This window comes from Bacillus sp. TH13 (assembly GCF_016651175.1).
GTDB lineage: Bacteria > Bacillota > Bacilli > Bacillales > Bacillaceae_G > Bacillus_A > Bacillus_A thuringiensis_S.
In genome coordinates, this window is the sequence record NZ_JAEKEJ010000011.1 from 1 (window position 1) to 1164 (window position 1164).

Sequence of the window (1164 nt, forward strand, 5' to 3'; positions counted from 1 at the left end):
TTTGCTATTTCTTTATTAGAATCAGCAATATCTTTTGTATTATTTGCTGTATCTTTACTAGATGTTTCAATATTTTTTAAAGCATCATTTATATCTTTTAAAGCTTTATCTAACTTTTCATTATTACCGCCATTATTATTATTTCCACCATTGTTATTATCATCTTTCGAATTATCTATATCTCCACTACCATTAGGTTTATCAGGTACTCGCTCATTAGTACAAATACCGTCATGTTTACCATCATAATCCGCATAATCCTCAGGATTTGGCTTTTCAATTTCGGGCAAATCGTAATACTTAGCACCTTTGCCCCAATATACGGTTTCTCCTCCAGTACCTGCATTTTCTTTTAAACCTTGAAGTTTAAAACGTGCATAACCTAACACTTTCCCATTGTGAAAAATGTAAAACGCATATGTTCCATTCATATCCCAATTAATCGGAAATTCATTTTTTTCTTGTTCTGGTCTTGTCCATTTCCCATTTCCTACGTGAAACGAACAATCACTAACAAGCATTAACTCACTCAACTGAAAACTATAAACATTTGTCATATCATTAACTCTGATAATCAAATTATATTTACCGTTAACCATACCGTTATTTTCAATAGATACATTTTTACTTCCCAACAATGTAAATGTTGGACCATCAGCATATACACGAGGTATAGAAGTAACTACAAAAACTAAAAATGAACAAATTATAATTGCTATTTTCTTAATCATGATTCTCTAAAATCTCTTTTATAAAGTTTCTTCTTATCAGCTTTATATTGGTCAAACATATCTTTAGTACCTATAAAAATTAACGAACATATAAAAACAGTTACAAAAATCAAAATAATAATTACGCAAATACCGGCAATAGTCATTGCAATATTAGTTAAATCCATTTCAATCACTCCACTCAATTATCTAAAACAACTCTATCCTTATACTCAATAACTTTCACTTTCTTACCAATCTCTACAGAATTATAAAAATCATTAGATACAGACAAATCATAAAGTTTCTTATTCACATAAACTTTAATCGAATATTCCTCACGATTAGACATATCAATTACTGCACCACCAGAAATAATATAATCAGAGGTAGCTTCCTTATGATCCATATCTACAATCACAGATTCTAAACGTTTACCATTCTTCAACAACTC

2 protein-coding genes and 1 pseudogene are annotated in these 1164 nt (G+C 29.6%); all 3 read right to left on the reverse strand.

All coding sequences use genetic code 11. The features are described from left to right. Positions 1–731: pseudogene (locus JFU02_RS03490) on the reverse strand (hypothetical protein); the annotation flags it as partial. After that, on the reverse strand, positions 728–898 hold the full coding sequence (locus JFU02_RS03495; protein ID WP_201069886.1) for a hypothetical protein: 171 nt from the start codon (positions 896–898) through the stop codon (positions 728–730). The gene JFU02_RS03495 and the pseudogene JFU02_RS03490, both read right to left, overlap by 4 nt. A gap of 14 nt (positions 899–912) precedes the next feature. Continuing rightward, the coding region (locus JFU02_RS03500; protein ID WP_201069889.1) for a hypothetical protein at positions 913–1164 on the reverse strand (252 nt) is incomplete at its 5' end.